This window comes from Palleronia abyssalis, assembly GCF_900302445.1.
GTDB classification, from domain to species: Bacteria; Pseudomonadota; Alphaproteobacteria; order Rhodobacterales; family Rhodobacteraceae; genus Palleronia; species Palleronia abyssalis.
This window is the reverse complement of the sequence record NZ_ONZF01000016.1, coordinates 1-20,474: the sequence shown is the minus strand read 5'-3', so window position 1 is coordinate 20,474 and position 20,474 is coordinate 1. Positions and strand designations below refer to the sequence as shown.

21 protein-coding genes, 1 pseudogene and 1 other annotated feature are annotated in these 20,474 nt (G+C 62.5%); of the genes and pseudogenes, 11 read left to right on the top strand and 11 right to left on the bottom strand.

Going from position 1 to position 20,474, the window contains the following annotated elements; translation table 11 throughout:
* Nucleotides 1-37 precede the first annotated feature (37 nt).
* On the top strand, nucleotides 38-1,054 hold the full coding sequence (locus PAA8504_RS20155; RefSeq protein WP_108895939.1) for an aldo/keto reductase: 1,017 nt from the start codon (nucleotides 38-40) through the stop codon (nucleotides 1,052-1,054).
* A gap of 12 nt (nucleotides 1,055-1,066) precedes the next feature.
* On the opposite strand, the gene PAA8504_RS20150 is transcribed toward PAA8504_RS20155, so the two are convergent.
* Both PAA8504_RS20150 and PAA8504_RS20145 read right to left on the bottom strand, forming a co-directional pair.
* Nucleotides 1,067-3,880, bottom strand: coding sequence for a [protein-PII] uridylyltransferase (locus PAA8504_RS20150; RefSeq protein ID WP_370739715.1), 2,814 nt, complete (start codon nucleotides 3,878-3,880; stop codon nucleotides 1,067-1,069).
* A complete protein-coding gene (locus tag PAA8504_RS20145; protein WP_108895938.1) occupies nucleotides 3,840-5,015 on the bottom strand; it encodes a penicillin-binding protein activator in 1,176 nt (391 codons plus the stop codon). Before PAA8504_RS20145 ends, PAA8504_RS20150 begins: the two co-directional genes overlap by 41 nt.
* Before the next feature lie 101 nt (nucleotides 5,016-5,116).
* On the opposite strand from PAA8504_RS20145, the gene rsmI reads away from it, so the two are divergent.
* The 3 genes from rsmI to gshB all read left to right on the top strand — a co-directional run bounded on the left by rsmI (nucleotide 5,117) and on the right by gshB (nucleotide 7,424).
* Nucleotides 5,117-5,926 (top strand): 16S rRNA (cytidine(1402)-2'-O)-methyltransferase, encoded by an 810-nt coding sequence (rsmI, locus tag PAA8504_RS20140; protein ID WP_370739714.1) that lies wholly within the window; start codon nucleotides 5,117-5,119, stop codon nucleotides 5,924-5,926.
* A 4-nt stretch (nucleotides 5,927-5,930) separates the two neighbouring features.
* Nucleotides 5,931-6,419, top strand: coding sequence for a YraN family protein (locus PAA8504_RS20135; RefSeq protein ID WP_245897713.1), 489 nt, complete (start codon nucleotides 5,931-5,933; stop codon nucleotides 6,417-6,419).
* A gap of 63 nt (nucleotides 6,420-6,482) precedes the next feature.
* Entirely contained in the window at nucleotides 6,483-7,424 is a 942-nt protein-coding gene (gene gshB / locus PAA8504_RS20130) for a glutathione synthase (protein ID WP_181375897.1), read from the top strand.
* A gap of 162 nt (nucleotides 7,425-7,586) precedes the next feature.
* On the opposite strand, the gene PAA8504_RS20125 is transcribed toward gshB, so the two are convergent.
* From PAA8504_RS20125 to purB, 4 genes are all read right to left on the bottom strand, one after another.
* Nucleotides 7,587-8,495, bottom strand: a complete 909-nt coding sequence (locus tag PAA8504_RS20125; protein WP_245897712.1) for a lysophospholipid acyltransferase family protein — start codon at nucleotides 8,493-8,495, stop codon at nucleotides 7,587-7,589.
* Between the two features lie 73 nt (nucleotides 8,496-8,568).
* On the bottom strand, nucleotides 8,569-9,630 hold the full coding sequence (locus PAA8504_RS20120) for a FliG C-terminal domain-containing protein (RefSeq protein WP_108895935.1): 1,062 nt from the start codon (nucleotides 9,628-9,630) through the stop codon (nucleotides 8,569-8,571).
* 118 nt (nucleotides 9,631-9,748) lie between these two features.
* Nucleotides 9,749-9,898 carry a chitin-binding domain-containing protein gene (locus tag PAA8504_RS20115; protein WP_108895934.1) on the bottom strand — a complete coding sequence of 50 codons (150 nt, stop codon included), beginning with the start codon at nucleotides 9,896-9,898 and terminating at the stop codon, nucleotides 9,749-9,751.
* Between the two features lie 89 nt (nucleotides 9,899-9,987).
* Complete coding sequence (gene purB / locus PAA8504_RS20110) at nucleotides 9,988-11,301, bottom strand: adenylosuccinate lyase (RefSeq protein ID WP_108895933.1); 1,314 nt, start codon at nucleotides 11,299-11,301, stop codon at nucleotides 9,988-9,990.
* A gap of 75 nt (nucleotides 11,302-11,376) precedes the next feature.
* Between purB and PAA8504_RS20105 the strand changes: the two genes are divergently transcribed.
* A complete protein-coding gene (locus PAA8504_RS20105) occupies nucleotides 11,377-11,814 on the top strand; it encodes a DUF6314 family protein (RefSeq protein WP_108895932.1) in 438 nt (145 codons plus the stop codon).
* Here the strand turns inward: PAA8504_RS20105 and PAA8504_RS22210 are convergent.
* Nucleotides 11,802-11,963, bottom strand: coding sequence for a hypothetical protein (locus tag PAA8504_RS22210; protein ID WP_181375896.1), 162 nt, complete (start codon nucleotides 11,961-11,963; stop codon nucleotides 11,802-11,804). The genes PAA8504_RS20105 and PAA8504_RS22210 overlap by 13 nt on opposite strands.
* 224 nt (nucleotides 11,964-12,187) lie before the next feature.
* On the opposite strand from PAA8504_RS22210, the gene PAA8504_RS20100 reads away from it, so the two are divergent.
* On the top strand, nucleotides 12,188-13,132 hold the full coding sequence (locus PAA8504_RS20100; protein WP_306419549.1) for a calcium/sodium antiporter: 945 nt from the start codon (nucleotides 12,188-12,190) through the stop codon (nucleotides 13,130-13,132).
* A gap of 130 nt (nucleotides 13,133-13,262) precedes the next feature.
* Complete coding sequence (locus PAA8504_RS22205; RefSeq protein WP_181375895.1) at nucleotides 13,263-13,415, top strand: hypothetical protein; 153 nt, start codon at nucleotides 13,263-13,265, stop codon at nucleotides 13,413-13,415.
* Between the two features lie 222 nt (nucleotides 13,416-13,637).
* On the opposite strand, the gene PAA8504_RS20095 is transcribed toward PAA8504_RS22205, so the two are convergent.
* Nucleotides 13,638-14,906, bottom strand: coding sequence for an IS3 family transposase (locus tag PAA8504_RS20095; protein ID WP_108895931.1), 1,269 nt, complete (start codon nucleotides 14,904-14,906; stop codon nucleotides 13,638-13,640).
* Nucleotides 14,463-14,585 (bottom strand) — a sequence feature (AL1L pseudoknot). It overlaps the preceding gene by 123 nt.
* A gap of 49 nt (nucleotides 14,907-14,955) precedes the next feature.
* On the opposite strand from PAA8504_RS20095, the pseudogene PAA8504_RS20090 reads away from it, so the two are divergent.
* Both PAA8504_RS20090 and PAA8504_RS22340 read left to right on the top strand, forming a co-directional pair.
* Nucleotides 14,956-15,200, top strand: a pseudogene (locus PAA8504_RS20090) (integrase core domain-containing protein); the annotation flags it as partial.
* A 119-nt stretch (nucleotides 15,201-15,319) separates the two neighbouring features.
* Nucleotides 15,320-15,625, top strand: coding sequence for a TRAP transporter large permease subunit (locus tag PAA8504_RS22340; RefSeq protein WP_219928963.1), 306 nt, complete (start codon nucleotides 15,320-15,322; stop codon nucleotides 15,623-15,625).
* A gap of 261 nt (nucleotides 15,626-15,886) precedes the next feature.
* Here PAA8504_RS22340 and gap read toward each other — a convergent pair whose 3' ends face one another.
* Both gap and PAA8504_RS22200 read right to left on the bottom strand, forming a co-directional pair.
* On the bottom strand, nucleotides 15,887-16,885 hold the full coding sequence (gap, locus tag PAA8504_RS20080; RefSeq protein WP_108895930.1) for a type I glyceraldehyde-3-phosphate dehydrogenase: 999 nt from the start codon (nucleotides 16,883-16,885) through the stop codon (nucleotides 15,887-15,889).
* A gap of 112 nt (nucleotides 16,886-16,997) precedes the next feature.
* Entirely contained in the window at nucleotides 16,998-17,138 is a 141-nt protein-coding gene (locus PAA8504_RS22200; RefSeq protein ID WP_181375894.1) for a hypothetical protein, read from the bottom strand.
* On the opposite strand from PAA8504_RS22200, the gene PAA8504_RS20075 reads away from it, so the two are divergent.
* Nucleotides 17,125-17,547: a DoxX family protein gene (locus PAA8504_RS20075; RefSeq protein ID WP_306419548.1), complete on the top strand. Its 423-nt coding sequence runs from the start codon at nucleotides 17,125-17,127 to the stop codon at nucleotides 17,545-17,547. The two genes, PAA8504_RS22200 and PAA8504_RS20075, sit on opposite strands and share 14 nt — an antisense overlap.
* A gap of 1,218 nt (nucleotides 17,548-18,765) precedes the next feature.
* Here the strand turns inward: PAA8504_RS20075 and PAA8504_RS21905 are convergent.
* A complete protein-coding gene (locus PAA8504_RS21905) occupies nucleotides 18,766-19,242 on the bottom strand; it encodes a hypothetical protein (RefSeq protein WP_146190548.1) in 477 nt (158 codons plus the stop codon).
* A gap of 103 nt (nucleotides 19,243-19,345) precedes the next feature.
* Between PAA8504_RS21905 and PAA8504_RS21900 the strand changes: the two genes are divergently transcribed.
* On the top strand, nucleotides 19,346-19,735 hold the full coding sequence (locus tag PAA8504_RS21900; protein WP_146190547.1) for a hypothetical protein: 390 nt from the start codon (nucleotides 19,346-19,348) through the stop codon (nucleotides 19,733-19,735).
* Nucleotides 19,736-20,474: the final 739 nt, after the last annotated feature.

Genomic DNA, 20,474 nt, shown 5'->3' with positions numbered 1-20,474 from the left:
GATGATGCGCCCGTGTCTGATGCGTGAAGGATTTACCATGCGATACAAAACACTTGGCCGATCGGGCCTTTTCGTGTCGGAGCTCTGCCTCGGGACCATGACCTTCGGCGGCGAGGAAGGGCAGATGTGGGGCGAGATCGGCCGTCTGCAGCAGGACGAGGCCGACGGGATCGTGCAGGCCGCGCTGAACGGGGGGATCAACTTTTTCGACACCGCCAATGTCTATGGGCAGGGCAATTCCGAGCGGATCCTGGGCCAGGCGCTGAAGAACTTGGACGTGGCGCGCGAGGATGTGGTCGTCGCCACGAAAGCGATGGGGTCGATGGGCGAGGGGCCAAACGCGCGCGGCACGTCGCGACGGCACCTGATGGACCAGATCCGCGCGAGCCTGGATCGGTTGCAGCTGGATCACATCGATCTGTACCAGATCCACGGCTTCGATCCGGCCACCCCCATCGAAGAGACCCTGAAGGCGCTGAACACGATCGTCGAGCATGGGCATGTCCGCTATGTCGGGCTGTCGAACTGGGCGGCGTGGCAGGTGATGAAGGGGCTGGGAATCGCCCGGGCGCGCGATTTGCACGCGCCGATCTCGCTTCAGGCGTTCTATACGCTGGTCAATCGCGAGCTGGAGCGCGAGCTGGTGCCGATGATGCAATCCGAAGGCATGGGCCTGATGGTCTGGAGTCCGCTGGCGGGGGGCATGCTGACCGGCAAGTACGACACCGAGGGCGACGGGGGCGGGCGGCGCGACAGTTTCGATTTCCCGCCCGTGGATCGCGACCGGCTGTCGGCGGCGTTGAAGGTGATGCGCCCCATGGCCGAGGAGAAGGGCGTGAGCCCCGCGCAGATCGCCATCGCGTGGCTGTTGCACCAGGACGTGGTGACCAGCGTGATCGTCGGCGCCAAGAAGCTGGAGCAGTTGCAGGACAACATGGCCGCGACCGAGGTCAGCCTGAGCGACGACGACATCGCGCGGCTGAACGAGGCGACCGAGCTGCCGGTGGAATACCCGGGCTTCATGCTGGAGATGCAGGCGCGCCCCTCGGAGTGAGGGACGCGCGACCTACGACCGGGCGCGCTTTGCGCCCGCGTCGATGGCCTCGCGCAGCTTGCGTTCCAGCGCCTTTTGCTTGGACTCGGTGTAGATCTTCAGGCCGAACATGTCCTTGACGTAGAACGTGTCGACCACCTGCGCGCCATAGGTGGCGATCACGGCACTTGCGATTGAGATGTTCGAGCCCGCAAGCACGCGGGTCAGGTCGTGCAGCAGGCCGGGGCGGTCGCGGGTGTCGACCTCGATGATCGTGTAGATCTCGGATCCTTCGTTGTCGAAGGCGATGGCGGTGGGCACGCGGAAGTCGCGCTCGCGCTTCTTGATCTTGTCACGGCTGGCCATCTCGTCGCGAGCAATCAGCTCGCCCTTGAGCGTGCGGTCGATGGTCGTCTTGAGGCGGTCGTGGCGGTACGGGTCGTACGGGTGGCCATCGGCATCCTGCACCCAGAAGACGGCCGTCGCGTAGCCGTCTTTCGACGTGTAGGTGCGCGCGTCCACCACGTTCGCCCCCACCAGCGCCAGCGCCCCGGCGAGGCGCGAGAAAATGCCGGGGTGATCGACCATCGCGAAGCAGACGCGCGTGGCGTCGCGGTCCGTATCGTCGGTGATGTCGATGCGGATCTGGTTGTCCTCGATATCCCGGAGGAGGTGGGCGAAGGCGGTGTGGCTGGCGATGCCGAGGCCCTGCCAGTAGGGCGGGTAGTGGCGCGCCGTCTCGGTCCGAAGGTCTTTGGCGGGCCAGTCCTTCAGCGCCTCGCGCAGGGCGCGCTTGGCCTCGTTCCCGCGATTCTCGCGGTTCAGCGCCTCAAGCCCGTTTTCCAGCGCGAACGCCGTCTCGTTGTAGAGGGTGCGCAGAAGCTGGGCCTTCCAGCCGTTCCAGGTGCCGGGGCCGACGCCGCGGATGTCGCAGACGGTCAGCACGGTCAGCAGGTCCAGCCGCTTCTTCGTGCGCACCGCCTTGGCGAAATCGCGGATGGTGCGCGGATCGGCCAGATCGCGCTTCTGGGCCATGTCCGACATCAGAAGGTGATAGCGGACCAGCCATTCCACGGTCTCGGTATCGGTGCGGTTCATGCCGAGGCGGGGGCAGACCTTGCGGGCGATGCGCGCGCCAAGGATCGCGTGATCCTCGTCCCGGCCCTTGCCGATGTCGTGCAACAGCAGCGCGACATAGAGGACCTTGCGCGCAACCGGCTTGGCCAGGATGTCGGTGGCGACCGGCAGCTCGTCGCGTAGGTCGCCGGCCTCGATCTCGGCCAGTTGGCGGATGCACTGGATGGTGTGCTCGTCCACCGTGTAGTGATGATACATGTTGAACTGCATCATCGCGACGATGGGCTCGAACTCGGGCAGGAAGGCCGACAGGACCCCCAGTTCGTTCATCCTGCGTAGGGCGCGGTCGGGATTGGCGTGTTTCAGCAGCAGGTCGAAGAATATCTGACGCGCCTCGGGGTCATTGCGGACCCCGTCGTCGATCAGCCGCAAATTATGCGAGATCAGGCGCATCGCGTCGGGATGCAGCAGGTAGCCGGTCCTGAGCGCCTCTTCGAAGATGCGCAGGATGTTCAGCTTGTCGGCGAGGAATGCGTCCTCGTCCTCGTAGGTCAGGCGGTTCTGCCGGACCTTGAGGCCGGGGCGAACCCGACGACGGCGGCGGAAGAATCCGACGAGCGAGGGCGCCTCCTTCTTGTGATCGGCTTCCAGCGAGGTCAGCAGGATGCGCGTCAGCTCACCCACGCGGGTGGCATGGCGGAAATAGTCCTGCATGAAGTGTTCCACGCCGCGCCGGCCCTTGCCGTCGGCATAGCCCATGCGCCTGGCGACCTCGACTTGCATGTCAAAGGTCAACTGGTCCATCGCGCGGCCCGCGATCAGGTGCAGATGACAGCGCACGGCCAGCAGGAAACTTTCGGCACGCACGAAGCTGTCGAACTCGGCCGCCGTATAGGTTCCCTTGTCGACGAGATCGGCGACATCGGCCACGTGGTTCACGTATTTCGCGATCCAGAACAGGGTCTGCAGGTCGCGCAGGCCGCCCTTGCCCTCTTTCACGTTCGGTTCGACCACGTAGCGCTGGCCGCCCTGCTTGAGGTGGCGCGCGGTGCGTTCGGCCAGCTTCTGGGTGATGAACTCGGCTTCGGTGCCTTCGAACAGTTCTTTGCGAAGGCGGGTCTGCAACTCGGCCGCGATGGGGCTTTCGCCGCAGAGGAAGCGATGCTCAAGCAAGGCGGTGCGGATCGTGATGTCCTCGCGCCCCAGCCGGACGCAGTCCGACACGGTGCGCGAGGCGTGGCCGACCTTAAGATGCAGATCCCACAGGATGTAGAGCATCGTCTCGATCACGCTCTCGGCCCAAGCGGTCAGCTTCCAGGGGCTGAGAAACAGAAGATCGACGTCGGAATAGGGCGCCATCTCGGCCCGGCCATACCCGCCGACAGCCAGCACCGCGAGGTGTTCGCCCTTGGTCGGATTCGGATTCGGGTGGCAATGGGTGACCACGATATCGAACACCGTTTCGACCACGCGGTCGGTCAGCCAGGAATAGGCAGAGACGGTCGCCCGGGCGGCGCGCGGGTTTTCTGCGAATGCCGCGGCGATACGCTCGTGCGCCATATCCTGCGCCGGGCGCAGCACGTCGACCGCGGCCCTGCGCGCCGATCCGTGATCGCCCGGGATGATGGCGGCGTCGATCTGAGCCCTCAAGACGGGGGCGTCGAAAAGATCGACCGCCGGAACGATCAGTTCCGGCGGCAGGCGATGACGGTCGTCGGGTCCGGCGGCTTCAGAAACCGCCACGTCCGAAACTGTTCGGGGCTGGGTCAAGGATCACGACCTGATTGTTCTGGATTTGCGCCACGGCCAAGGCCCGGTCGTTGGTGCCACCCGGCAGAAGCCGAAAGGCGCCATAGGCCCCCTGGAACCCCGACCGACGGGTCAGCGACGATCCGGAAAATGCATCCGACCGGCCCTGGGCCAACAGCGTGCCGACCGCCTGGACCGCGTCATAGGCGACGCCGGCCAGCGGATGGGGATCGCTGCCATAGGCCGCGCGGTACCGCTGATTGAAGGCGTCGACGGCCGAGTTGTCGGGCAGGGCGAAAAGACCGCCCTGAAGCCCCGGCAGATTGAGAGCCTGCTGCGACGCGTTCCAGCGGGTCAGGCCCATGTACTGCGTCTGTGCAGGGCTGACGCCGTTGTCCGGGAGGGTGGTCGCGATCAGCGGCAGATCCGCATCCACGTTGGCGGTCAGGAAGACCGAGGATGCGCCGCTTTGCTGAATGGCGTTGGCGATGCGAGGGCCGGATTCGACGATGCCCTGCTGCGACAGAGGATAGGCCTGGACGGTCGCGACTTCCATTCCCGAACTTTGCGCGGCGCGCAGGATGGCGTCGCGTCCGGCGTTGCCCGCGACGTCGTCGGCATGGACGATGGCGACCGAGGGGCGACCCTGGCGGCGCGCGAAGGTGGTCAGGCGTTCCGCCACGTCGTCGAAGGTCTGGCCAAGGATGAAGACATTGCCCCCCGCGACGGCGGTGTTGTTGGAAAATGCCAGGACGTTGATATTGCGACCGGCGACGACGGGGGTCACGGCGCTGATCGACTGGCTGAAGAGGGGCCCGAGGATGATCTGCGCGCCCTCGTTCACCGCGCGTGTGGCGGCCGCGCTGGCCCCGGCGGGCGTGCCGCCGGTGTCATAGACCCTGAGGTCGATCTGCGCATTGGGGTTGGCGGCCATGGCCAGGCGTGCGGCGTTCTCCATCGACGCGGCGACCGCCCCGGCGCCGGAGTCACCCCGCGGCAGAAGTAGGGCGACGGGCGCGGGGGCAGAGGTGTCGACGGTCGGCGATGCGCCCGTCCCACCCGCAATCGGAAGTCCGGCGCAGCCCGCGAGGCCGGTCAACCCCAGAACGAGAGCGCAAGCGGCCCGCTTGCGGATGGCGGTTAGAAAGGCGAACATCGCGCGACTCCTCATTACGTTTCGTTTGGTTCTATGAAAGCCTGTACTCGCTGTAAATCGAAAGCGGTCCGTTGAGCGGCCTCGCGCCGGGGTTGTACCTGGTGGCAACCCCGATCGGATCGGCGCGCGACATCACGTTGCGCGCGCTGGACATCCTGCGCGAGGCGGACGTTCTGGCGGCCGAGGATACGCGCGTGCTCCGCCGCTTGCTGGAGATCCACGGCGTTCCCCTGGCTGGTCGACCGGTGATGTCGTACCACGACCACAACGGCGAGCGTATGCGTCCGCGCCTGCTGACAGTCCTGGCTGAGGGGAAGTCGGTCGCCTATGCGTCCGATGCCGGCACGCCCCTGATCGCGGATCCGGGCTATGCGCTGGCCAAATCGGTCAGCGAGGCCGGCCACTTGGTTACCACGGCACCCGGCCCATCGGCCGCGCTGGCCGCGTTGAGCCTGTCCGGACTGCCCACGGATCGGTTCTTGTTCGCGGGCTTCCTGCCATCCTCGGCAGGTGCGCGAAGTACGGCCCTTGCCGAACTCGGACGGGTTCCGGCGACCCTGGTCTTCTTCGAAACGGCACAGAGATGCGCGTTAAGTATAAGGGAGATGATCGCGAGACTTGGGGATAGGGATGGGGCACTCTGTCGGGAACTGACGAAGCGATTCGAAGAGGTGCGGCGCGGAAAGCTCTCGGACCTTCTGAATGGCGTGATATCCGACCCACCCCGGGGCGAAATCGTGCTGGTTGTCGATCGCGACAGATCCGAAGTGGGCGAAGCTGGCATCGAGGTCGCATTGAGGGAAGCTCTGGAAACGATGAGCGTAAAGGATGCCGCCAAGGTCGTGTCGGAAGCAGTAGGCGCTCCCCGGCGGGACGTTTACCAGTTGGCTCTGCGGCTGGGTCGGGATTGAAGTAATGCAACTTTCCCTTGACCTGCCGCGTCGCGAGGCGCCGCCCAAACCGCACGGGCCTCGTCGCCGCACCGCCGAGGGAAATGTCGGCCAGCTTCGCCTCGATCTGCTGCCCCCGGCAAACCCCAAGACAGAGAAGCGGCATACCGGGACACGGTCGTACCTCAGCGGTATGGCCGCCGAGGAACAAGTTGAAGTCCTTTACGTACGCCGCGGGGCCGAACTGGTGGCGCGTCGATGGCGGGGTGGAGGCGGAGAACTCGATCTGGTGTTCAAGGAGGGTGGCGGGTACCTGTTCGTCGAGGTCAAACGCGCCACTCGCCATGACTGGGCCCTGGAACGGCTGTCGCAACGACAGATCGGGCGGATATTCTCGGCCGCAACGGTTTTTCTCGATGCTTGTCCCGAAGGGCCGTTAACCGAAGCCCGTTTCGACGTGGCCACCGTGGACATCACGGGGCAAATCCGCATCATCGCCGATGCGTTCGTCTGATCGCTCTTGCCGAAAACCATATTTGGAGCAAGTGGCCGCATCGAACGAAACCAGGAGCGCCCTATGCCCTTGAAGATCGCTTTCCAGATGGATCCGATCCAGTCGGTCAATATCGACGCCGACAGCACGTTTCGCTTGGCCGAGGAAGCGCAGGCGCGCGGGCACAAGCTGTTTGTCTATACGCCCGACCGCCTGTTCTGGCGCGATGGGGCCGTTCTCGCCCGCGGGTCGGACATTAAGGTGTCGCGTACGTTCGGTCACCACGCCAGCGCCGGTCCCGAGCATGACGTCGATCTGGAAGAGATGGATGTCGTGTGGTTGCGCCAGGATCCGCCTTTTGACATGTCGTATATCACGTCGACACATCTTCTGGATCGCGTGGCCGGACGCACCCTCGTGGTCAACGATCCGTTCTGGGTTCGAAACTATCCCGAAAAACTACTGGTGCTGCAGTTCCCGGACCTTATTCCCCCGACGCTGATCGCGCGCGATCTTGCGATATTGCGGGAGTTCAAGGCGGAGCACGAAGACATTATCGTCAAGCCCCTTTATGGGAACGGCGGCGCAGGGGTGTTTCGATTGCGGGCCGACGACGGCAACCTTGCGTCGCTTCACGAGCTGTTTTCCGGCATAAATCGCGAACCGTTGATCGCGCAAAAATTCCTGCCCGCTGTATCGAAGGGCGACAAGCGCGTGATCCTAGTCGATGGCGAGGCGGTCGGCGCGATCAACCGGGTACCGCAGAAGGGCGAAACGCGGTCGAACATGCATGTCGGGGGAACGGCCGAACCGTCGGAATTGACGGATCGCGATCGGGAAATCTGCGCCAAAATCGGCCCGCTGTTGAAAGAAAAGGGGCAGGTGTTCGTCGGGATCGATGTCATCGGAGACTACCTGACGGAGATTAACCTGACCTCCCCGACGGGCATTCAGGAGATGGAACGGTTCGACGGAACGAATATCGCCGGGAAGATCTGGGATGCGATAGAACGGCGGCTGGCCTGAGGTGACCGCGTGACTCGAGTTGCGGCGCAGTTTCACGTGGGCAGCGACCGAGGCCTATCGGGGCTTACCTCTGATGGCAGCTACAGCAGGCGACGGAGTCGGCGGTATCAGGCGGGGCCTCATAAGTTCTCGACGACGCAAAGAATCGGAAGATCGTAAACATCAGGTGCGACTGCGCGCACGTCTCCGTTTGGTGCGTTCCGGTTTCCATCGGCGGTGGATCCAGAACCACTGCTCGGGGCTCTCACGGACCACGGCTTCAAGCCGATCGTTGATTTCTTGCGTCATTTCGGTCGGGTCACGGTGAGGGACCGGCGTTTCGAGAAGCAGGCGGAACGACAGGCCGTCTGGTTGCCTGAGGCCGTAGCAGGGGATCACAACCGCGTTGTGCTTGACCGCCCAGACGCAGGCCGCCGTGGATGTAGGGGCGGGCTGTCCGAAGAAGGTCACTTCGGCGCCCTTCGTGTTGTAGACATCCGTGAGGATGCCGATGATTCCGCCCTTGGCGAGGTGGCGCACGAAGCGCGCCACGCCTTCGCGGTTCGTCGGGAAAAGGGGGGTTCCGATCTGGCTCAGGGCATTCACGTAATGCACGTTGAACCGCTTGTTATTCATCTCTCGATAAAGCGCGCCGAGTTCGTACCCTTCCGCGAAGAGAATGGCGCGCAGGGCATCGAAATTTCCCATATGGGCGGTGACCAACACGACAGGGCGGCCGGCTTCCCGCGCGGTACGCAGGGCTTCGGCGCCCGGCCCGGACAGGGGGGTTCCGGCGACACGGTCCTTGAATTCGCGGCCTGAGTAGATCTCGATCAGGGTGCGACCGACGTTGTCCGGCACTTCGCGCACCAAACGGTCGATCTCGGCCTGGGACAGGTCCGGCAGGGCGTGCGCGAGGTTCTCGCGAATGCGTTTGCGCCAGCCAGCCAAAGGCGCGATGACATGCGAGGCGATGCGGCCCATCAGGTGAACCCGGGTGGCGTAGGGCAGGGCGAGGATGCCGCCAAGAATGGTCCGGATCGCTGCGTTCTGAAGCGCGTCCGACAGGTCCGAGCGTTTGTCGTTCGCCAAGTTTGACCTCTTCTCGTCTGTACCGTTCCCACGCGGCATACTGGGCGAGGGGGCCAGCGACAAGACGGCGGTGTCAGTCGGCGGGCTTCTCGATCATCGTGATTTCCTTCTTGTCGGCGGCCAGGCGGATGGCCTTCACGATGGAAATCTGCGCCGTCTCAACCTCGGCCGGATCGGGTGAGCCGCGATCGTTGATCTCACGCTTGATGGCCTCGGACAGGCGGCCGGGGAGGTTGCTGAGGAAGAACTTCGTGACCATGGCGAGCTTGGGGTCCCCGGCAGTGCCCGCAAGGGCGGTCACGAGATCGGCCTGATTCACCATCTTGGCGATGTTTGGAACGTCTTTGGCGGAGATGCGGGCGGGAATATCCTCGAACGTGAAGATCGCCGCGCGGACCTTCGCGGCAAGCTCGGCGTCCTCCTCGTCAAGACCTTCCAGGATGTCCGCCCGGGTCGGCGCCGCTGAAATGTCGAGGATCGCGCTCAGACGCTCCACAGAGGCCGCGGTGAAGGCGCGGGGCGTTTCGGACTGCATCTGCGCGGCTAGGGCAGCGCCGATGCGGCGCACGGTATCGGGATCGATGTCGGCCGTCTCGCTGATCGCGATCGTCAAACGGCGGGCATCGGGGCCGGGTAGCCGACCCAATACCTCAGCAGCCTTCGCCACCTCAAGTTTCGACAGGATCACAGCGCCAACTTCCGGGCCTTCGACCGATATGAGCTCCAACAGCTTAGGGACGTCGAACGTTGCGATCATCTCCCACGGGTCATCTCCCCAGAAGGCCCCGGCTTGGGCGCGAAGTCGCTTGGCCATATCCGGTGAGATCGTACCGTCGAGGAGTTTCAGCGCGTCCTCGAGACCGCCCGGGAACGCCATCCCGACCGAGTCGAGCTCGCTTGCGAATTCCTCCACGACGTCCCGCAGCGTGTTGCGATCGATGAACCGCATCCGGCAGATCTGGTTTGTCAGTTCCGCCTGCAGTGTCTCGGGCAAATCCATGAGGGGCAGTTTGGCGCCTTCCGCCAACAGCAAGCGAACGACTATGGCCGCCTTTTCACGCCGGCTCAGATTGGCGGCACCACTGACGGGAAAACTCGGTTCTTCATCATCCCGTGTCGCCAATGCCGTCGTCATGAGATCCCTCCGCAGATTCGTTCGATCACGAAGGTAATGTGTCGGGTCTTAACAAGGGTTTACCAAATCTGGGCATCGCCCCCCGTATGCGCAGTTGCAATTCCGGGGGGCGTGCAGTTCAACCCGTGACAGGAACGCAGTTTTGCGTGTCGCTGTCATAGGTCGTGCCGTCCGCGCAACTCATGGCGGTCTGCTTGGACCACGAACAGTCGGCAAAGGCGGACAGAGGAGCCGCGGCAAGGATGAAAGCAGTCAGCAGGGTCTTCATGACGGTGTCTCCTGTGTTTTAATTCCCTGATAGTAGCATGCCTTTCCCTTGCGTCAGGCGGTTTCCCGGTGCGACAGATCGCGCCGCGGTTAGGAGCCATCCTCGCCGAAGACCCGGGCGAAGATCGTATCGACATGCTTGGTGTGGTAGCCGAGGTCGAATTTCTCCTCGATCTGGGCCGCGCTCAGCTTGGCGGTGACCTCCGGGTCGTTCAGAAGCTCGGTCTTAAAGTCGGCGCCATCGGTCCAGACCTTCATCGCGTTGCGCTGCACCAGTTTGTAGGCATCCTCGCGGCTGGCACCCGCCTGTGTCAGGGCCAGCAGAACCCGCTGAGACATCACCAGTCCTTTGAACTTGTGCAGGTTTTCCAGCATGCGGTCGGGGTAGATCACAAGTTTGTCGACCAGTCCGGTCAACCGGGCCAGCGCGAAGTCGAGCGTGACGGTCGCGTCGGGGCCGATGTTTCGCTCGACCGAGGAATGCGAGATGTCGCGCTCGTGCCAGAGGGCCACGTTTTCCAGCGCGGGAACCACCGCCATGCGGACGAGGCGGGCGAGGCCGGTCAGGTTTTCCGACAGGACCGGGTTGCGCTTGTGCGGCATCGCCGAGGAGCCTTTCTGGCCCTTGGAGAAGAACTCCTCGGCCTCCAGCACTTCGGTGCGCTGCATGTGGCGGATCTCGGTCGCGATATTCTCGATCGAGGACGCGACGACGCCAAGGGTCGCGAAGAAGGCGGCGTGGCGGTCGCGGGGAATGACCTGCGTGCTGATCGGTTCGGGGACCAGCCCCATCTTGTCGCAGACATGTTCCTCGACCCGGGGGTCGATATTGGCGAAGGTGCCGACCGCGCCCGACAGCGCCCCGGTGGCGATCTCGGCGCGCGCGTCGCGAAGGCGCGACAGGTTGCGGTCCATCTCGGCGTAGAAGCGCGCGAAGGTCAGGCCCATCGTCGTCGGCTCGGCATGGATACCGTGGCTGCGGCCGATGCGGACGGTGTCCTTGTGTTCGAAGGCGCGGCGCTTGAGGGCGGCCAGCAACTTTTCCACGTCGTCGATCAGGATGTCGGCGGCGCGGCTCAGCTGGACGTTGAAGGTGGTGTCCAGCACGTCCGAACTGGTCATGCCCTGGTGGACGAAGCGGGCGTTCTCGGCGCCGACGATCTCGGACAGATGGGTCAGGAAGGCAATGACGTCGTGCTTGGTTTCGGCCTCGATCTCGTCGATGCGGGCAACGTCGAATTCGACATCCTTCGCCTTCCAGACGGCGTCAGCGTTCTCCTGCGGGATCGATCCCAGGGCGGCCATAGCGTCACCGGCATGGGCCTCGATCTCGAACCAGATCCGGAACTTCGACTGTGGCTCCCAGATCGCAACCATGTCGGGGCGGGAGTAGCGGGGGATCATCGGCGCGGCCTTTCGGGTAGATCAGGGGACGCGCGTGGCTTAGACCGCGTGGGGATGCGCGGCAAGAGAGGTGTCATGGGGCTAGGCTTGGCCGATTTCGCGGGAGTATGGGCCATTCGGCGCACGATCGACGATCGGCGTCAGGATCAGGTGGGCCGGTTCGAGGGGGAAGGCCGCTTCACGGTCGAGGGCGCGACCCTGCACTACCGCGAAACGGGGCTTCTGAAGATCGGGGATGCCACGCTGGAGGCTGAGCAATCCCATGTCTGGCGCAGCGACGGCACGCTAATCCGCGTGTGCTTTTCCGACGGACGTCCGTTCCACAGTTTCGAGACGGGCGTTCTGCACCCCGCAGCGCAGCATCTTTGCGCGCCCGATACCTATGACGTGGCCTATGATTTTGGTGGGTGGCCCGAATGGCGGTCAGAATGGACCGTCACCGGACCCCGCAAGGACTATACGCTGGTGTCGACCTACGCGAGGCACCCTGGTTTCGCGGATCAGGCAGCGTAAACCGCGCTGCGGGCGATCCGGGCCGACTGGCTGCGGTCGATATCAAGGTCGAGCGCGACGTCGAGCGGCATCGATTCGATTTCACGACGGGTTCGGCGGTATTCGGCCCGCTTGGCCATGGCCGATTTCAGGGAATTATAGAAAGCCATGCGTGCCTCCTTTGGTGTGTGTCCGTCCCCTCCCGTTGCATGATTTGGACGCGATAGCGCCAACGGACAATCGCCGAAACGGAAATGCTGCTATGCAGCATTTGCAGACCTTCTTGAATGCCGCGCGGCTGTACGCCATGTCATCGGCGTTCCGGGCCCCTCTGGCGCGTTGGTCGGTCACGCGTGATGTCGGAATCTCAGGCAACCATACGACCGGCGCACAGGTGCCAATCTTGCTTTATCTCACACTCGCAGCGGGTCTGATCCTGCTGGTCGCCGGCGGCGAAGGGCTGGTCCGCGGGGCCGTCGCCCTTGCCGGGCGGCTTGGTGTCTCGCCCCTTTTGATCGGGCTGACCGTCGTGGGCTTCGGAACCTCGACGCCAGAACTCGTGACTTCGCTTCAGGCCGCGTTCGCGGATGCGCCTGGCATTGCCGTCGGCAATGTCGTGGGGTCCAATATCGCGAACATCCTTCTTATCCTCGGGGTATCGGCCATACTGGCGCCGGTGATCGTCTCCAGGCGCGCATTCCAGCGGGATGGCGGGGCAATGATCGCGGCCACCGTGGTCGTGACCGGGATCGTTATGACGGGCGCGCTGGGCCGGGTCGGGGGCGCGATCCTGTTGGCCGGTCTGGTCGCATATATCTGGACGGCCTACCGGTTGGATCGTGCCGCGCCATCGCCGGAGAGCGCCGAGATCGCCGCGGGCGACATGGCGCTGTGGAAGGCGGCTCTGTATGCGCTGGGCGGCATCGCGCTGACGGTGCTGGGTGCACGGTTCCTGGTGATGTCGGCAACCGAGCTGGCCGGCCGGCTCGGAGTCTCGGACGCGGTGATCGGTCTGACGGTCGTGGCGGTCGGCACGTCGCTGCCCGAGCTTGTCACATCGGTGATGGCGGCGATCCGAAAACAGGGCGATATCGCTTTCGGCAACGTTCTGGGGTCGAACATCTACAACATCGCGGGGATCCTCGGGATCACGGCGCTTGTCCACCCGCTCGAGGTCCCGTCCGAGATCGCGGCTTTCGACATCTGGGTCATGTGCGGCGCGACTGCGCTTCTGGCCGTCGTCGCGACAACTGCCTGGCGCATCTCCCGTGCCGAAGGCGGCTTCCTCCTGCTGCTCTACGCGGCATATATCGGTTGGCTGGCCTATGGCGCGCTCTGACCCCTGGTGAAAGTGGCGACTCACCAGTTCGCTGATCGGCAGGGTTCGAGTTCCCCTGCCTATTGGCACGTGGAGGCACATTAACAAGAAACGCCTCGCGCAAGCCCATTGGATGAGTGTTGGACAGGACATGAAATCCGGCATACCGGATCTCGAACTCGGGCTTGCCGATGCGACGGAGTTCGACCAGATCAATCTCGATCTGTATCGCGTGCTCGATCACCAAAGCCCAGGTCAATGCGATCCGGATCAGTGCCGCGCACGTAAAGGAAGGCGCGGTTGAAGTCGCCGCCCGAACTGGGCAGGCATCATCAGCGCACTGTTCTGGTTCTCTTTTTGTCTATCTCCTTGGATGGTTTCGAGGCAGGTGGGGTCAGCAAGAAGGTTGCTCGGAATTCGTGTATGCATGTTCCTCACGACGAGGTCGCCGGCCCAATTAGATGCGCCGGTCCCAATGGATCGGATGAACCGCCCCGGCTTTATCGGAGAGCGTTCGTTCAACGGGTCAGGCGGCCTTATCGCGGGGTTGGGGCTGTTCAAGATGTCGTCGCTCAGCTTCTGCCGGCGGGATGTAACCTATCGAGCCCAAGAGCCGATGCTGGTTGTACCAATCCGCCCAATGGAAGGTCTCCCATTCGACCGCCTGCATGGTTTTCCAGGGTCCGAGCTGCTTGACGACCTCGGTCTTGAACGGGCCGATGACGCTTTCCGCGCGCGCGTTATCATATGAGTCACCCACCGTGCCGACGGATGGATCGACCTCTGCATCTGCCAGGCGTTCGGGGTACTTGATGGAAAGATATTGCGATCCGCGGTCCGAATGATGGATCAAGCTCTTGTTCCCTATGGGCTTTCTTTGCCATAGCGCCTGCTCGAGTGCATCGAGGACAAACTGGCTGGTCATCGAGGTCGATACCCGCCAGCCCACGATCCGACGGGCGAATACGTCGATGACAAACGCGACGTAGACGGTCCCCGACCAAGTCGGGACATACGTGAAATCCGATACCCACAGTTGGTTCGGCCGGTCGGCATGGAAAGCGCGGTTGACCTTGTCGTCCGGACAGGGCCGCGCCGCGTCCGGGTTCGTCGTAATTACCTTTTTGCCGCGCACCACGCCCTGCAGGCCCATCTCGCGCATCAACCGTTCCACCGTACAGCGCGCGACAGCTGTCATTGGCGCGCCATCGGCCTGAGCAACGCCCTCACGCCTCAGAACATGCCAAACCTTGCGGGCGCCGTAGAGTCCGCGATTGTCCGAGCAGACCCTCCGGATCTTTTCTCGTAGCGCATCATCGCGCCGGACGCGTTTGGACGCCCGCGAAGGGTCCCGGGCGATCGGCAGCACGCGACAGATCGGCTCGACCCCGAACTCCTCCCGGAAATCATCAATGAATACAGTCATTTGCGGAACGGCGGTCGAGCTCCGTCCCGCTGCGCGGCAACACATGCTTGCATCTGTGAGAGCGGGGGCAAAATACGCACTGGCCGTCTTCAGGATCTCGTTCGCCTGGCGCAGTTCGCGCACCTCGCGCTCCAGCTCCTTTATCCGGGCCTTCTCTGCGCTGGTCGGGCCGGCTTCCTTGCCCACGTCACGCTGGGCCTTCTTGTACCAGACCCGCAAGCTATCCGCGGAGCAGCCAAGCTTCTGGGCAATGTCGCGCACCGCCGCCGTCAAAGTGCTGTAGCCATCGAGATGGTCCGCAACCATCTGCACAGCCCGCTCGCGGAACTCGGCCGGGTACGGGCTCGTCGTGTTCTTCTTCCTGTCCATAGAAAGCAATCCTTTGAGAGTTTTGCTCTCCGGGCAACCCGGGGCGGTTCAAAACGGCTACTGCGAGAGCTTCAACTCGGAGCTCTGCGATTGCTGAACGGCGAGATCTTCTACTTGCTGGCCGAGGCGCGCGTAATCATTGAGGCGTGGAGAGTTCACTACACTACCGTCAGGCCCCACTCATCGCTGGGCTATCGACCATCAGCTCCGCAGGCCATTCACTGGCCGTCCCACGATGACGGATCACCCCCGCCCCAGGCATCTACCTTGGCGCCGAGATCCGTCACGCACTAAGACTGAAAACGGACGACCCGATAGGGGCAGGCCAGCCTTCGTCCTCGCCCAGGCCGCCTTCCTGACCGTAGACATGAACTATAGCGGCATGCCGCACGCCGGCCGCCTGGATCGGCGAGATGGCTGTCGCCCTACGCGCTGCTGCTGCGCTGACGGTGTTCGTCAACGGCATCTACATCATGGTGTTGACCGTTTCGATCTTCATGCCGATGGGGATCGACCCGATCTGCTTCGGCGTGTTCCTTGTCCCGGTGGGCGAAAGGACCCAGATCAGGCCGCAGGAGGGCTTCGACCTCTTCGTTCTACAGAAGATCACCGGACGTGCCATCCTGACCCTCGCGGACCTTTTAGGGCCTTCTGGTCCCAGCGGTCGCACGGCTCTTCGGCTTCCCCAGATCACCTTGTGGCTTCCGGAACGATGCTGAACTGATCCGAGACACCTACGGGGCGATTTCAACCCGGACGAGCAATCAGCTCTAAAAGTTAGCGTCGGGTGGCCTGGTCGGCATTATTTTTTGGTTGCCGTTTAACCTTGACACCTAAATGTCGGACATCTTTAGGCGCGCGCCTCAAAGGTCCGCCTCCTCCATCCGCGCACTTTCAGTTCGACTGCTGGCACCCCGGAACGCAGACCGCCGCACCCGGTGACGGGGCGGCGGTCGTCGATCCACGAAAGGGCAAGGCGATCAGATCTGGCCCATCGCCACGGCGGTATCCGCCATCCGGTTCGAGAAGCCCCACTCGTTGTCGTACCATGTCAGGATACGGCACATTGTACCTTCCATGACCTTGGTCTGGTCCATGTGGAAGATCGAGGAATGGGGGTCGTGGTTGAAATCGGACGAGACCAGCTTGTCGTCGGTGTATCCCAATATACCCTTCAGATCGCCGTTGGCTGCGGTGCGGATCGTCTCGTTGATCTCCTCGACGCTGGTGTCGCGCGAGGCGGTGAAGGTCAGGTCGACGACCGACACGTTGGGCGTCGGCACCCGGATCGCCACACCGTCCAGCTTGCCGGCCAGTTCGGGCAACGCCAGCCCCACGGCCTTGGCGGCCCCGGTCGAGGTCGGGATCATGTTCAGACCGGCGGCGCGGGCGCGATACAGGTCCTTGTGCATCGTATCCAGCGTGGGCTGGTCGCCGGTATAGCTGTGGATCGTGGTCATGAACCCGCGCTCGATCCCGATGGCGTCGTTCAGCACCTTGGCAACGGGGGCCAGGCAGTTCGTCGTGCAGGATGCGTTCGACACGACCTTGTCGTCCGCGCCGAGGCTTTGGTGGTTCACACCGTATACGATGGTCTTGTGCGCCTCTGAACACGGGGCGGACACCAGGACGCGGGTCGACCCGTTCTCAAGGTGCATCGCCGCCTTCTCGCGGCTGGTGAAAATGCCGGTGCATTCCAGCGCGATGTCGACACCGTCCCAAGGCAGCTCCTTGGGATCCTTGATCGCCGTGACTTTCATCTTGCCGCGGCCGACATCGATCCAGTCTTCGCCTGTCGTCACTTCGCCTGGGAAGCGGCCGTGCACGCTGTCATAGCGCAGAAGGTGGGCGTTCGTCTCGACGGGGCCGAGATCGTTGATCGCCACGACTTCGATATCGGTCCGTCCGGACTCGAGGATGGAGCGCAGGACGTTGCGCCCGATCCGCCCGAACCCGTTGATTGCGACCTTGACTGCCATGATGTCCTCCTGAAAGGGCCGGCCCCTGCGACCGGCGCGGTTCTTTGCGTGTGGTTCAAGGGCAAATGCCCGGTCGGGTCAAGCGTAGAGCGGCAGGCCGTGAAGTCGAAACTCAGCGCCAGAAGGCCATCCATTCGATCAACGCGAACAGTTCGCGGGCCAGAAACAGCGTCGCCCCCCAGTCATAGTGCACATCCATCCAGATCGAGAGGACGACAAGAGGGCCGAGGACCGAGGCGATGCGGTTCGTCATGTGCAGTTTGATGCCAGACATGTTGGGCCGTGGGAAGTCACAGACTATCTGGAGTGCCGTGGACAGAGTGTTGGATATTTCGGGACGAGTTCTGCTGGCCGCCTTTTTCCTGGCGGGAACCGCACAGAAGATCGCCGATCCCGCCCAGGTCGAGGGGCTTCTGGCGGATCGCGGCCTGCCGACCGGATTGATCTGGCCGGCGGCGGTTTTCACTTGCCTGGCGGGAATCGCGCTAGTCGTGGGGTGGCGGCTGCGCCTGGTGGCCCTTTCCGTTGCGCTTTATTGCGCCGTCACCAGCGTGTTTCATTTCATCCCTTCCGATGGGTGGCAGATGTCCATCTTTGTCAAAAACTGGGCCATTACGGGCGGCCTTTTGTGCCTTGCCGCGCGCACGCCGGACCACGCCTGACCGATTTTGCCTTGCCTGACGGATCTTCGGCTTACCTCTGGGGGGAGGGGGCGGACACGTGACGGACGGACGGGTCGAAATCGAGTGTCGCGATTCCCCGGGGGTGATCCCGCGCTTTCTCGTGTGGCTTGTCTCGCCGGATGACACCCGCGTGCTGTTCCACGACGGCGAAGACTACGCCGAGGCCTGCGCCATCGCGAGAACGGCTGGAACGCGCTTCGGTCCGGTGCGTGACTTATTCGCCGAAGCACGCGGAGACCTAACACGCGATGGACGCAATTCCACCGACCCCCAATCGACCGGCAAACGAGATGGCGAAACTCGCAATTAAGCGTGATCGGTTGGGTTTACGGGACGGCGGTACGCATTCAATGGGATACGAAAGGTCTTTTACGGAAATCAGAGTTCCGACATATCAAATCACAGATTCGCTAAATTGAGTATCGTGCTATATTTTTCACTAACAGAATAGATGGCGAAACCCGGTACTAGGCGGGATTGAGCAGGATCTCGTGAAACTGCCTGTGGATAAGGGGTTTCCGAAGTTTTAAACTGGGATTCGCCGTCAGGTGGTTTGATAGAAGACTTGGCAAAACGCGGCGGGAGACGTTAATAAATCGACTATCGGCGGTCGCTCTACGAAAGGCCTATAAGCGCCCTGCGGTGAAGCCTCACTGCAAAACTTGCCTGATTTTCTTGAAAGGCTGCCCTGCAAGGGCACGACCGACCGTGCTTCACCGTCAGACTGAGTAAACCGAACTCTTAGGCGGTGTCCGAGATCCGTTCTTCCCGAGTAAACTTCGATCACATGAGTTAATTATCGGTCTCGGGGCCCGGAAGCTGGTGCCTGGGATCTTGGGCGCGCTGGGATTATTTGGACGTTTCGGATTACATGCTGGTGGCATTGGCAAGGGATATACGTTGGCCGCCGGGTGACCAAGTTTCGCCAAGGCGTGTTAAGCGATCTTAGCCGAGATGAACCCCACTTCGGCGTCAGACTGAGCTGATCGACGTTGATAATGTCGGCAAAGCGCATGGGGCTTGTGTATTGAAGCCTCACTCAGAATAAGTGAACTTGATGTCAACTGCGACAGTCTTATCGACCGTGCCGGAAGCGGTCGCACGAACCGGCTGGTTCCACGGTGGCTCTGCGGACGAAGCAGCTATTCGCCGCGCATATGAAACGGGGCGTTCTTTAGGCTCAGGTCGGAAACATCGTCAGCTTATCCTATTTTGTTCGATTTCTCTCAGCACGTTGTAGAACCGCACTGGCCGATCCCTTCCATCCGGCCCAATTTTTCTGACCTGATCCGGTCTGAAACGCTTGCCTGCAGGAGCTAAGTCGAGCGCATCAGATGCAAGGTAACATGCAAACCCTCCCGCGAGGAAGGCGGTACGGCCGAGGGCTTCTACGATATCCGGAAGTACCGGCCGCCGGAGGCGCGGAGAAATACCCAAGCTGATGAACTCAAGTTGCCTCGGAGACCAGAGCAATAGGTCGTCGGAATATATCAAGGCACGCTCCGTCGCCTTTCTTGCGATAAAAACGGACTTCCCCGATTTTCGTTCGCCGAATAGAACAGTGCTGCCTCCGCGATCTTCATAGGCTGCGCAGTGAAGCAGATGCCAGTCCGGCCTTACGCCTTTAACGAAGTATGCAATGGCTATCAGTAATTCGTTGAGCGCGGAAATCATGTCAGCGTGACCCGCGCGGGGGGCATAATTCGCGGATGCTACGAAATAGCGATCTGTATGACGGACTCGCACTTCAGGTAGCTCGGCAGCGTCGGATACGAGCATGTTCCAACCGGCCAGTGAGCGCGACAAAAGCGCCTTTATCGGTACGGGCATGCAGCAAGGAATTTCAATTCCTAGTCGGGGAGAGTGCAGGATGAACCTCTCCTCCACCATAATGCCCGTCAACGAGATTTTATCTCCATGGCCCGCCCTTCGTCTTGCAGAAGGACTCGACGAGAAACTCGTCTGGCTGCTCGAAAGAAACGACGCGGCAGAGCCGGGTATCCGAAGCTGCGGTGGACAAGATCCTGAATCGCTCTCCGGTTTGCGGCATGACTCCGTGGTAGCCATCCGGCCGGGAGTTCAGCGCGCCGGCCAAGTCGCGCTGCACCTCGTTTCCGGCGTGAGGCGCAACACATGCGCCCAGGGCCAGAACGGGAAGGAGCCGTAGGATTCGTCGCATTGTCATTGGAAGGCCCGCAAGGTTTGCGCAAGGTCGCTTGCGGAAACAGGAGCGAGGCCATCATCGTTCAGTTCGCGCTGAACTCGTTTCACAGACCGCGTCCGGGCAGCCTCGCTGGAGGCGCCGGGTCCTTTGAGAGAGGCTTCGGGGCCGCTCGGGCTGGAGGGCTCCGATGGTGCCGAGGGAGCGGAAGCTCCGGAGGGGGTCGAAGGGGCGGAAGCGCCGGAAGGGGTCGAAGGAGCGGAAGCGGCGGAAGGGGTCGACGGAGCGGAGGGCTCCGAAGGAGTCGAACCTGCAGACGGCCCCGAGGAACCGGCCAAGGCGGGCCGGGCCATAAGAGCCCCAGTGACGGCTGCACTTTGGAACACAAGAAACGTTCTCAGAAACTTTCTACGTAGCATGGCCTTCATGACCCCCATTTGCGCGCACTAGGTGTTCTTCGTACGATCCGAAGTCTTACTCCCAAGTTAAACTTTGGTCTGCTCGCGCCGCAATTTCTGGAAATTATGCAAAATATTACCTGCTTGCGCCAACAGCGTCGCAGAACCGCACAGAACGAAAGCAATCGTTCACCGACCGCTCCCGCGTTGGCAATGGGCCTACTCGGCAACGGTCCCTGACGACCAAGAGGGGTACGATCCATCCCCCGCCACCACGCCGATTTGCGCGATCTGCGTGGTGGCTCCCATCATGCAACAAGAGCTGAGACATCAATAAGACAAGAGGG

What these genes read in the sequence shown, in the direction of transcription:
- PAA8504_RS20155 (WP_108895939.1), top strand. Translation starts at nt 38, where the DNA reads ATGCGATACAAAACACTTGGCCGATCGGGCCTTTTCGTGTCGGAGCTC.
- PAA8504_RS20145 (WP_108895938.1), bottom strand. Translation starts at nt 5,015, where the DNA reads ATGTTCGCCTTTCTAACCGCCATCCGCAAGCGGGCCGCTTGCGCTCTC.
- PAA8504_RS20135 (WP_245897713.1), top strand. Translation starts at nt 5,931, where the DNA reads ATGCAACTTTCCCTTGACCTGCCGCGTCGCGAGGCGCCGCCCAAACCG.
- gshB (WP_181375897.1), top strand. Translation starts at nt 6,483, where the DNA reads ATGCCCTTGAAGATCGCTTTCCAGATGGATCCGATCCAGTCGGTCAAT.
- PAA8504_RS20120 (WP_108895935.1), bottom strand. Translation starts at nt 9,630, where the DNA reads ATGACGACGGCATTGGCGACACGGGATGATGAAGAACCGAGTTTTCCC.
- PAA8504_RS20115 (WP_108895934.1), bottom strand. Translation starts at nt 9,898, where the DNA reads ATGAAGACCCTGCTGACTGCTTTCATCCTTGCCGCGGCTCCTCTGTCC.
- purB (WP_108895933.1), bottom strand. Translation starts at nt 11,301, where the DNA reads ATGATCCCCCGCTACTCCCGCCCCGACATGGTTGCGATCTGGGAGCCA.
- PAA8504_RS20105 (WP_108895932.1), top strand. Translation starts at nt 11,377, where the DNA reads ATGGGGCTAGGCTTGGCCGATTTCGCGGGAGTATGGGCCATTCGGCGC.
- PAA8504_RS22210 (WP_181375896.1), bottom strand. Translation starts at nt 11,963, where the DNA reads ATGGCTTTCTATAATTCCCTGAAATCGGCCATGGCCAAGCGGGCCGAA.
- PAA8504_RS22205 (WP_181375895.1), top strand. Translation starts at nt 13,263, where the DNA reads ATGAAATCCGGCATACCGGATCTCGAACTCGGGCTTGCCGATGCGACG.
- PAA8504_RS20095 (WP_108895931.1), bottom strand. Translation starts at nt 14,906, where the DNA reads ATGGACAGGAAGAAGAACACGACGAGCCCGTACCCGGCCGAGTTCCGC.
- PAA8504_RS22340 (WP_219928963.1), top strand. Translation starts at nt 15,320, where the DNA reads ATGGCTGTCGCCCTACGCGCTGCTGCTGCGCTGACGGTGTTCGTCAAC.
- gap (WP_108895930.1), bottom strand. Translation starts at nt 16,885, where the DNA reads ATGGCAGTCAAGGTCGCAATCAACGGGTTCGGGCGGATCGGGCGCAAC.
- PAA8504_RS20075 (WP_306419548.1), top strand. Translation starts at nt 17,125, where the DNA reads ATGCGGTTCGTCATGTGCAGTTTGATGCCAGACATGTTGGGCCGTGGG.
- PAA8504_RS22200 (WP_181375894.1), bottom strand. Translation starts at nt 17,138, where the DNA reads ATGACGAACCGCATCGCCTCGGTCCTCGGCCCTCTTGTCGTCCTCTCG.
- PAA8504_RS21905 (WP_146190548.1), bottom strand. Translation starts at nt 19,242, where the DNA reads ATGATTTCCGCGCTCAACGAATTACTGATAGCCATTGCATACTTCGTT.
- PAA8504_RS21900 (WP_146190547.1), top strand. Translation starts at nt 19,346, where the DNA reads ATGTTCCAACCGGCCAGTGAGCGCGACAAAAGCGCCTTTATCGGTACG.